At 54.8% G+C, this 10,016-nt stretch carries 9 protein-coding genes and 1 pseudogene; 8 read left to right on the forward strand and 2 right to left on the reverse strand.

Going from position 1 to position 10,016, the window contains the following annotated elements; all coding sequences use genetic code 11:
- Positions 1-191 precede the first annotated feature (191 nt).
- Positions 192-1,070: an acyl-CoA desaturase gene (locus tag ACOSYY_RS04230; RefSeq protein ID WP_421661022.1), complete on the reverse strand. Its 879-nt coding sequence runs from the start codon at positions 1,068-1,070 to the stop codon at positions 192-194.
- Between the two features lie 323 nt (positions 1,071-1,393).
- On the opposite strand from ACOSYY_RS04230, the gene ACOSYY_RS04235 reads away from it, so the two are divergent.
- Positions 1,394-2,194 carry a hypothetical protein gene (locus ACOSYY_RS04235; protein WP_421661023.1) on the forward strand — a complete coding sequence of 267 codons (801 nt, stop codon included), beginning with the start codon at positions 1,394-1,396 and terminating at the stop codon, positions 2,192-2,194.
- 441 nt (positions 2,195-2,635) lie between these two features.
- On the opposite strand, the gene ACOSYY_RS04240 is transcribed toward ACOSYY_RS04235, so the two are convergent.
- Positions 2,636-3,214, reverse strand: a complete 579-nt coding sequence (locus tag ACOSYY_RS04240) for a Slp family lipoprotein (protein WP_421661024.1) — start codon at positions 3,212-3,214, stop codon at positions 2,636-2,638.
- 454 nt (positions 3,215-3,668) lie between these two features.
- Between ACOSYY_RS04240 and ACOSYY_RS04245 the strand changes: the two genes are divergently transcribed.
- From ACOSYY_RS04245 to ACOSYY_RS04275, 7 genes and pseudogenes are all read left to right on the forward strand, one after another.
- Positions 3,669-4,658, forward strand: a complete 990-nt coding sequence (locus tag ACOSYY_RS04245; RefSeq protein WP_421661025.1) for a methyltransferase — start codon at positions 3,669-3,671, stop codon at positions 4,656-4,658.
- Positions 4,659-4,767: 109 nt separating this feature from the next.
- A complete protein-coding gene (locus tag ACOSYY_RS04250) occupies positions 4,768-5,481 on the forward strand; it encodes a DUF420 domain-containing protein (RefSeq protein ID WP_421661026.1) in 714 nt (237 codons plus the stop codon).
- A 36-nt stretch (positions 5,482-5,517) separates the two neighbouring features.
- Positions 5,518-5,985 carry a PCP reductase family protein gene (locus ACOSYY_RS04255; RefSeq protein ID WP_421661027.1) on the forward strand — a complete coding sequence of 156 codons (468 nt, stop codon included), beginning with the start codon at positions 5,518-5,520 and terminating at the stop codon, positions 5,983-5,985.
- A gap of 71 nt (positions 5,986-6,056) precedes the next feature.
- Positions 6,057-7,124 carry a hypothetical protein gene (locus ACOSYY_RS04260; RefSeq protein WP_421661028.1) on the forward strand — a complete coding sequence of 356 codons (1,068 nt, stop codon included), beginning with the start codon at positions 6,057-6,059 and terminating at the stop codon, positions 7,122-7,124.
- Between the two features lie 4 nt (positions 7,125-7,128).
- Entirely contained in the window at positions 7,129-9,009 is a 1,881-nt protein-coding gene (locus ACOSYY_RS04265; RefSeq protein WP_421661029.1) for a cytochrome ubiquinol oxidase subunit I, read from the forward strand.
- Between the two features lie 27 nt (positions 9,010-9,036).
- A complete protein-coding gene (locus ACOSYY_RS04270) occupies positions 9,037-9,678 on the forward strand; it encodes a DUF3047 domain-containing protein (RefSeq protein WP_421661030.1) in 642 nt (213 codons plus the stop codon).
- 33 nt (positions 9,679-9,711) lie between these two features.
- Positions 9,712-10,016, forward strand: a pseudogene (locus ACOSYY_RS04275) (hypothetical protein); the annotation flags it as partial.

The following is a 10,016-nucleotide window of genomic DNA, read 5'->3' on the forward strand; positions in this document are numbered from 1 at the left end:
ACGCCGCCGGTGCCGGGGGTTGCGGTCAAATTGCTGACGCGAACGGCGCCCGACCTCACCGCCATGCTGGAGACGCTCTGGGCGATCATCCGCGAAGAGCTCTTGAATCTCCCGCCTGTGTTCTTGCGAAAATACTAAGGACGTCTCGTTCCGCTAGCGCGCCGGTCTGGGCCTCTCCGTTAGGGAGTCGCCTAGAAATGTGAAGCTCTGGAATCAGTCACCGTCGAGGTGCGGAGCGACCAGGCCAGTCCCAGCAGCGACAGGAGGAAAATCAGCCACTTGGAGGGATCGAAGTTATACCAGGCAGGACCATTGCGGTAGTCGCTTTGATAAGTATGGTGATAATTATGATACCCTTCGCCGAAGGTCAGGAGCGAGACCAGCCAGCTATCTCGACTGGAATCCGCCTGGCTGTGGGGTTGGCGTCCCCAGAGATGGCACACTGAATTGATGCAAAAGGTTGAATTCAATACCGCAAATGTCCGTCCCAGGCCGGCCAGCATGAAGCAGCTGACACCGCCGACCAACCCGCCATAGAGAAAGCCCGCCACGAACGGAAGCGCCAACCCTGAGAGGAAGATCGGTACGTAGTAACGATGCTGCCACATCACAATCGGATCCTGCCGGAGGCGCGTGGCATATTTTTCGTCGGAATAGCGTTGATCGGCAAAGAGCCATCCACAATGACTGTGCCAGAACCCCAGCTTCGCATTGTACGGATCGGCGTCTTGATCACAGGCAGCGTGATGACGAATGTGATCAGCACCCCATTTGAGAGCGGAGTTTTGCAGGGCCCATCCTCCCGCGATTAGGAGCACGGCCTTGACCCAGTCGGAGCAGCTGAAACTCCGGTGTGAGATCAGGCGGTGGTACCCGACCGTAATGCCCAGTCCGGTGATGATGTAGAGAAGCACGAACATGGTCCAATCCAGCCAGGTATAGCCATAGACATACCCGAATAATGGAACACCAATAAGGGCACTCACTACAATGACACCGAAAAGCAACATTGTCACATAGATCGGGTACGTGCGCTTGAGGGCTTTGGCAGACGCTGTTGATGCTGTCATTGAAGTGCTGATGTGGGAAGGGGCATGCCGCTGTGATTCACTCGGACATTCGAGGTCGAGGACGCGTCCAATTTTTAGCCACTGTATCAGGACAACGGCAAAATTGCTACTATGAAGGTCGCTAGGTGCCTCTTGTTTGACATTGACAGCGGGCGGTAAGATTTCATATACATACTCGATCTGAGCCAGTCTCGCCAGCGGATGGTTGTATTTGTATCCTGCGGTAAGCAAATGTAGTTCATGGGTTTCTACTCGGCTGATGGGAAAGGGCGGAGAGAGCGAGTCAGCATTAGGTAGTTGGTCTATTACAAGGAGGCAGTACAATGAAGAGTGCGTTATCAGCCATGTTGGGTGTAGCAGCCGTCGCGCTGGTCGCGGCGCCTCTCACCTCGTATGCGGGAGGAACAATCACTGGGAAGGTGACGTATGCCGGTAAGCCGGAGCAGAAGGAGTTTCTCTTCTCAAAGTTTCCGAATCCAAAGTTCTGCCCCAAGATCGCTGAGAAGGATAAGAGCAAAGTAGATGGCGACAAGCGGTTTCTGAAGCAGATCGAAGTGGGGAAGGACGGTGGCTTGAAAGGTGCCGTCGTTGTGGTTGCGGATATCGAAGATAAGGCCTGGATGGACGGCTATGCCGGTACGGAAGTCATAGCGGAGTTCTGTGATTTCCAGCCGTTCAGCGGCATCGTCGTCAATACTCGACCCTTCAAGGTTGAAAACACTGACGCCGATCCCGATGACCCCAAGTCAGTCGCCGGTGTGCTCCACAATCCCCATAGCTTCACGGTGAAAGGCTCGACTTCGGCAACCGGGTTCAATATCGGTTTGGCTAAAAAGGGTGATAAGCTCGATAAGCCGGTGACGTTCCGTGGCGGCGCTGAGAAGGAAGGGTACTTCCGGTTACAGTGCGATCAGCATGAGTTCATGCAATCGTTCTTCCTACCCGTGTCGAACCCACACTTCGCTGTCGTAAAGGAGGATGGATCCTTCGAAATCAAGGATGTCCCTGCGGGCAAGCATAAGGTAGTAGCCTGGCATCCCTTTGCCGGCAAGGCCAAGAAGATTGAGTTCGAAGTCGATGTGGCCGACGGTGGGACCGCTAATCTCAAGGCTGAAATCAAGTAAGACGGTTCATCTTGTACTCGCGATCGAAGGGCAGCGGAACATCCGCTGCCCTTCGTGTTTTCAGCCCTTTCCCGAAGAAAATGAGTCGCAGTGCCTTTCCATTTCCGTGTTAGAGGATCTTTGTCAGGGTGTCAGTTATATTTTTTGCCGGTAGTGGCGTGTCTAGAGCAGACGGCATTGATTGGTTCGCGTCAAACCGTTTGACGAATGCTCCATCGGTGCGTCGTTTACTTATTACGCAGTGAGGCGATGTTACAGGTGCGGTTTGCTTTCGCCTATCGCCGTCGCGGGTCTTGAAAGTCGATCGCTGAGGCCGAATAAGTCGATGCTACACGGTACGAGATCAACTGACCCCATAATGGCACAGGGTCATCATCCGAAAGAGATTCCTACAACTTCCGTCGAAATAGCCGAGTCGGAAAGCCGGTGGCGGGCGGCTTATTAATATCGCGGCGCATATCTTGGCGCATTCGGGTACCTGGTGCCCCCCGGAAGCGTGGGCACATAATTGGGGTCGATGTGCTCCCAGACCCCGGCACTTTTCCCACTGATCCCCCACCCGCGCACATAAAGAAGCGCCAGCACCGGCTCAGTTTTAAATTTAGTAGTCTCAGTGACCCGTGCGGCGACCGTCACTCGCGCCCAATCGCGATATGCCTGAGGTAGTTCATTCTTCTCCACCATCACCCAGTAGCATCCGGCTTCGAGGCCGCTCAGATTGGCTGGAGGATGGGGAATGTAATCCTGGTCAAGAGGCCGGTTCTTGAGGCGCAGCCAGAGGTACTGTTCGTGCGCTTCTTCTTCGATGATGGTCCCGCCCAACAGCACCACTTTCCCGTGGAATCTCTCCGGATCGGCCACAAGATCCGAGAGCGTCGCGCCACGCTCAGCCTTCCATATATAGTAACGCGGCACTGAGGAGTAACGCGGTACTTTGGAACATCCTGTCGCCGCCAGCGTAAGACTAATGGCCAGGAGGAAACAGAAAAATCCCCATAGGAGCCGACCGCAAGTAATCATAGTTTGTCGTCCTTGGTTGATTGCACTAAACACCGTCGAGACTGGCATGCTTTGGTCATATGTCGAGTATGCTGCCTGCGAAATCCCTTACTCCTTAGGCGGTAGGCCTTCAAAGATAGACGGTCATCGCGCGCGGAGACTGCCAGCATCCCGAAGAAGAGTCAAGTCACCGCGATTCCTTTAATTCACAAAGGTCATTGATTCCCCGAAAATCATCCGCCTTCAGTAGGGTGTTTCTCCACCTGACCGATACCGGACTGCCTCAAGCTTGGAATACCGACTGGCGCACCGTTCGAAACAGCCACCCACGTTTTGTGTGGACGCACACTGAGGCCAGCCTTCGGCGGTGATCCCGCAACGTGCTTGTGACCGATGGCGACATCAGCGTCTTGTCTTTTACTTTCTGATCTAGGTAAGATCATGGCTTTAAGAGCTATTTGCTTGAGGAATTGGTGTGTCACGAGAGCTTTCCCTGGCGGAAATCTTCCAGCTTGGTTACTACTGGGAAACCAAAATTCTGCTGACGGCAGTGAAACTGGACATATTTTCCGCGATAGATACGGCACCAAAAACAGCGCAAGCGATCGCGGCTCGAATCGGGGCGGATGCCTCAACGCTCGGTCTTCTGGCAAACGCGCTGGTTGCGATGAAACTCCTGACCAAAAGCCATGAGTTGTACGGCAACTCCTCCACGGCACTGACATACCTCGTTCGGCATTCATCCCAATATGTCGGCCATCTACTCCTCTTGCATGACGCGGAATGGAGCAATTGGGGACAATTGGAGGAAACGATTCGAACGGGGCGGCGAACGGTTGACCGGCATGTTTTTGAGACCGATCCGGAGCTTGGAAGCAATGTCTTGACGGTCCTTAATCGGATCGGTCAGCAAAGCGGACCTGATTTTGCCAGACGATTGAAACTCACGGGATCGGAGCGGCTGTTGGATTTAGGGGGAGGCGCGGGAACCAATGCCATCGCTTTTTGTCAGGTGTACTCTGAATTGCGCGCGACGGTTTTTGATCTTCCGGCCACGTTGAAGTTGACCGAAAAAACGGTCAAGGCCGCAAAGTTGGAATCACGAATCACACTCGCCCCCGGTGATTTCAATAGAGATCAGCTCGGGGGGCCATACGATGTGGTCCTGATGTCGGACATTCTTCACTATCAAACGTTCCAAATGAATCACGATCTCGTCAAAAAAGTCTTCGTATCGCTGGCGCCGGGAGGGCGGTTGATCATCAAGGATCGATTCCTGGACGAGGCCGGGACTGGCCCGGCGTGGACCACGGCGTTTACCATCCATATTCTTGTGAATACGCAGTACGGCAGTTGTTACAAATGCAGCGATGCGATGGAATGGTTGACCAAGTCGGGATTTGGCTCTGTCCTAGAATTGGAAAAGACGGCCGTCGTGCAAGGCCTGAAATCTCGTGACGCGTGAAGCCTGTTTCGCCGACTCAGTAAGGGCAAGCGAGGGGAGCGTCTTCGGTGAAACATGAACCCCATTTCGAGGCACGGTCCTCGAGAGACGAGAGACGAAGAGCAGAGCGATGGATTGGTTGAAAGACCCGGGATTTTTGGGGACCCATGCCACAACTGGCGCGGATTTAAGCCAGTTGATGGCCACGCTGTTTACCGCTCTCTTTGTCGTTGGATGGCTCCGGGCTCGTAAGCGACAGGCCGATGCCCATCATTGGTTGATGCTGGGCGGAATGATATCGATGCTCAGTTTCTTTATGGCGTACTATCTCTTCAGACAGCTCGGCGTATTGGCTGTGGAGGGGAAAGAGGGATTCGGTGGTTCTCAATCGCTTTATGATTACGTCTTTATTCCGGTGCTCACGCTCCATATCATTCTTGTCATCATCGGCTTGGTCATGGCGGTTTACATGATCGTGCTGGGCTTTCGCTCTCAACAATTTGTTGACGGAGTGCGGTCCCTCCGGGAATCGCGATTGCTCACGACGTGGAAGAAGATCGGGGTCATTTTCGGCGGAATTGCCGTGGCGGTGCTCGGGTTGTTTTTTTCGCGCGTGGCGACCGCCGGCTTTTCAATGCGAAAGCTTGAAGTGTACCTCGCATTTCTTATGGTCGTCGCATTCGTGTTCGCGATCGAGATGGCGATTCAACGGATCTGGCCTGATGGCGCACGGCGACATCGCGCGCTCGGCCGATTTACGATGGTCATTTACTGCGTCTTGTTTGTCACGGGGAGTTTTACCTACACCATGCTGTATATTCTATATCCCGGGAAGATTGGGTAGCCTATTGAGATGTTGACCTGTGGCTGTGGTCGATGGATGCATACGGAAGGGATCGAAGAGCGGGCAGGAGAAAGTGGTGCCCCGCAATGGTTCATCCGATCGGAATGCCGAGGTTGCGAACTAAAGATCGGCGTCGAGGTACCGGAAGGACAGACGTATGGACTGGTCGATCGATTGATGTGGACTGATGAGGCATTGCACCGGCTGGATCGACTCCCGCCCTATATAGCAACTCTCATCAAGAAGGATGCGGAGCAGGCTGTTCGGCAGCGTGATTGTCAGGTGGTCACGCACGATGTGTTGTTGTGTCCAGAAATCGGCGAGCGAATTGAATGGGAGCCTGAGGCGGAGCGGCGGTTGGAAAGAGTTCCGGCTCCGGTTCGCGCCATGGCTCGGGTTGAACTTGAGCGCACGGCTGCGGACCGTGGGTGGTCTCGTGTTACCGTGTCTCTGATGGAAGAAGTGAAGGCGAAGTACTTTGGGATGGGCGTTCAAAAGACGTGAAAGGCGAAACGTTAAGGTGAAAAAACCGATTCATGTTTCACGTCTCCCCTCTCACGTTTGACGAGTCCACTATGTTGCACCGGATGGCCTTGCGCGTACTTCCGAGCTTAAGTTTGGCGGTCACGGAAGAAACCGTGCGCAAGCAGAAACGGATCGTGATGCTGGTCCCCGGGCTAATTGCCTTCGTGGTGTATCGTCTTGTCAAGCATCTCGTTCCGATTGCAGACCCCCTTGTTCTGTTGACGGTCAGTAGTTTGGTGGCAATGGTTACCTCGGTCCTGGCCTATCGAGTCGGCCGGTCCGCTTCGTGGGCCGTCATCGTTCAGCAGGATGGAGCGCGTCTCCTCAGCTGGCTTGCCGGCTGGATCGGCGCCGTCTATGGCATTCAGCTCTCGCTGCTGGTGCTGACTCTGCTATGGATCATGAATTACGATTATCTCCTACATCCTGACGGACCGGCCATGATGGCGATCATCATTTCGTGCACGGCGGTCGCTCGCGACGCGTTTGAAATCGGACATGTGCGCAAGCTCTCGGTGTTGGGACGGCCATTTCTCACGTTCCCTGATGGAGCACAGTTTCGCTTGTTGGTACAGCGTAGAGCTTGGCAATTGGGGCCCTGGGTCATGGTCGGCCTTGCCATGGGCGCGATGGCATCGTTGCCCGGAGCGGTTATCGCGGATGTGCAAGGAGCGGCATTGGCTCAATTGTTGAGCGTGACCGTCCTCGGTGGTGGCCTCGCCCTCTGTGCCTATTTTGGCGGACTCTATCCTTCCGTGTCGTGGGTTCGCATTCTTCGTCAGACCGCCCCGGGGGAATTGCTGAAATATTGGTGGTGGCCTGGGATGGCTTTTGCTTCGACCTATTATCTTGTGACGATGGGACTGTTGTTGTTTGTCGCGGGGCAGCCGACGATTACGTTGGGCTCAGCCGCCGTGATGGGCGCGCTGGTCACGGCCATGATGGTGTTGTACGGCTACTATCTAGGCAATCGACGGCACGTTGAAGACGAACAAGCCCCCCAACTATCGAGCGGAATGTTGCGCTGTCCGTTCGTGATGGGGATTCTTGGAAAGCCGGTCGGCGCTGCCGGTGCGGCTGGGGAATTGGTATTCGGCAAGACCGAAACGAAGGGGTAGATGCATGGGGCAAGGATTGAGGTTGAAGCGTTTCGCGATCCGTGTTGCGGCCAGCATCGCGCTGGTCGCGATCGCCATTGGATGCGTATGGAATGGGCCCGATTCGTCATTTGCGGAATCGTCGACGGACGTGTACTTCGGCACCGAAGGAACTCCGCAGGGACCGGCGGCTCCCACTCCTCATGAAACGGTCTATCCGCGCATCGGCTCGTTAGACAATCGGCTGCTGGTGTGGTTCGTGACGCAGCAACATACCTATTTCGGAGGATTCGTTCTCGCCCTGCCATTGTTTTGTGCGTTGCTCGAGTTCCTGGGGCTAATAACTCCAAAGCCGGCCTTGGCGCTTCGCTACGATGGTCTGGCGAGAGATCTCGCGAAGGTGGCGGTCTTGGCGCTTTCCGTCACGGCGCTCATCGGCAGCGTGATGCTGACGATGTTCATCACGCTGTATCCCAGTTTCATGAAATATATGGGCGGAACATTCAAAGGGTTCATGCCCGTCTACGCGGCTGTGTTCGTCGGGGAGTCGCTGCTGCTGATCGTCTATTACTACGGCTGGAATCGGATGACGGAACGTGGCATGAAGTGGATTCATGCTGCGATCGGGATTCTGACCAACATTGTGGGAACGGCGTTATTGATGATGGTGAATGCTTGGTCCGCCTTCATGATGTCGCCTGCCGGAGTGGATGCGCAAGGCCGGTTTCTGGGAAACGCCTGGCATCTGCTGCACTCCGCCCTTTGGAATCCTCTGAACGTCCATCGCTTTCTTGCGGATATCATGTCCGGCGGGGCGGTCGTGCTGGCCTATGCATGTTATCGGTTTTTTACCAGTAAAACAGACGAAGAACGGGCGTATTTCGATTGGGTGGGATATATCTTCCTGTTTGTCACGGTCTGCGCGCTCGTCCCCATGCCCATTGCCGGCTATTGGTTGATGAAGTCGGTGTTCGTGTTTCGCCAAACCATGGGTGTGACGATGATGGGCGGGTTGCTCACCTGGTTGTTTGTGGTTCAGGCGCTCTTGATCGGTGCCTTGTTCTTGGGAATCAACTATTACCTCTGGCAGAGTATGGCTCGAATCAAAGGAAGCGAGCGGTATCAGCCCTACTACCAGCTCTTGTTGGGTGTATTAATGCTGGCGCTCTTCATTTGGCTGACACCGCACACCTTGTTCATGTCTGCGAGCGAAGTGAAGGCGATGGGAGGGGCTCAGCATCCTGTGATCGGGAACTATGGTGTCATGTCGGCTAAGAATGGAGCGGTCAACATCCTGATCCTCGTCACTGCGCTCAGCTTTTTGTACTATCGTCGAGCGAATCGAACCATGACCATTTCATGGACCAGAACCGGAAACATCGCGATCGCGGTGCTGTATGCGGTCGGGGCGTTGAACATCATCTGGCTGTCCATTTATGGGTTCTATCTGCCGGCGAAGATTCGGGTTGGTCTTTCAGCTCCACAAGCCCTCACGACGCTGACGGTGATCGTAACCGGCGTGGTGATCAATCGTCTCATGCTTAGAGGAGCGGTGGTGCATGGCCCGATTCAGTGGGGAAAAATTCCGTTGCGGGGCATGGTCGGATTGTTCGGGTTGGCGGCGTCCTTCAGTTGGGTGATGGGCTTGATGGGCTATATTCGTTCGTCGGGACGATTGTCTTGGCATGTCAGTGAGCTGATGGCTGACGTCTCGCCATGGGCCTTCACACCGGACCTTCAGTTCGCCACCAAAATGGTGACGCTGAACATGGTGGTATTTTGGGCGGCTGTTCTTGCGCTGTTCTGGATGTGTGAGCATGGGCAACAGCCGGCGATGGCGATGGATGAGGAGTTTCGTGACAAAGCGGCGCCGTTGCTTGCGCCGGTTCCGTCGCAAGAAACATAGAAAGGGAATAGAACAATGGAGCGCCGTGTGCCGATTTGTGCCGCAACCGTTCTCGGTATTGTATTTGGTGTTTTTGCTTGGCAAGATCCCGTTGACGCCCAAGGGCAGGCTTTGGTGCTGGAAGATTTTCAAGCGAAGGAAGCGGACGGGTTCCCTTCGCTGTGGGATCACGAAAGTCAGCGTAGCCAATCGAAAGGGCGCGACGCTTATAAGGTGCAGTCGGAGAACGGCGCGAATTTCTTGTCGGCGAAAGATGCCGGGCAGCGGATCAAGAAAAAGAAAATCGATTGGGATCCCAAGATCTATCCTATTCTGACCTGGCGATGGCGTCTCAATAAAGCGACGACTGGAAATGAGCCGCTTGCCGCGGTCTATGCTTCCCTCGATACCGATCTCCTCTTTATCCCGGTTTTCACGAAATATGTATGGAGCGAGTCGAAGCCGGATGGCACCTTAACGGAAGGCGGCATGTTTAGTGGCTCCGAGATTGTCGTCCAGACTGGAACGAAGGAAGTCGGACAATGGTTTGAGGAACGGGTGAATGTGTATGAGGATTTCAAGCGGATTCATAAGCATGAGCCGGCGGAGAAGGCATGGGGAATTTCCATCATCGCGGCGCCTGGTGTTGAAGTCGATTTCGGTCCGCTGATTGCTGTTCCGGCCAAGTAGAGATTGGTCTGTCCCGTCCCTGAAGGATCGGTGATGACGAGAAGCAAGGTGTTTGATATTGCACTCGGGATAGCTGTGATGGGTACCGTCGGTACGCTTATCGGTCTTACCATGGGCGGAGGGCTGATGCCCGTCGCCATCTGTGTCGGGCTTGGACTCGGTGTCGTGATCGGCTTTCTCGGCGGCCGCCGATTTCTCGTGAGTATCCTTGTCGGTACTGTGCTGGGAGGCCTGTTGGCCTGGCTGATGGCCGGTGTGGAACGGATCTGGGTCGGCGCCGGAGCGGGTGCCGCCATGGGTGGTTTTCTGGGTGTCCAAATTTCAATGTTGCTCGATGT

This window comes from Nitrospira sp. BLG_2, assembly GCF_049222245.1.